We start from the raw sequence: 243 nt of genomic DNA, 5'->3' as shown, positions 1-243 counted from the left end.
ACAGCGGGTCGGTCAGCGGTGTGCCGGCGTCCTGGGCTTCCTTGACCTTGGCATTGAAGCCCGACAGGTTACGCACGCCCATCTTCGCCATCAGCTTGTAGCGGCGCTCCATCTCGGCAACGCTCCAGCGCAGGGCGTTGGCGGCGTCCTTCATGTCGGTGACCACCGGGCACAGCAGGTGCGGGATGCCTTCGTAGATCGACAGTTCCAACATCTTCGGGTCGATCATGATCAGCTTGGCGT

1 protein-coding gene is annotated in these 243 nt (G+C 62.6%); it reads right to left on the bottom strand.

The genetic code is table 11. The annotated features are described in order from the left end of the window. Positions 1 to 243 (bottom strand): FtsK/SpoIIIE domain-containing protein (locus AAEZ06_RS28110; protein ID WP_350617472.1); only part of this gene is annotated, 243 nt, incomplete at both ends.

The sequence above is a fragment of the Pseudomonas sp. HY7a-MNA-CIBAN-0227 genome (assembly GCF_040310325.1).
GTDB lineage: Bacteria > Pseudomonadota > Gammaproteobacteria > Pseudomonadales > Pseudomonadaceae > Aquipseudomonas.
The sequence above is the reverse complement of the archived record's forward strand: the minus strand, read 5'-3'. Positions and strand labels throughout refer to the sequence as shown.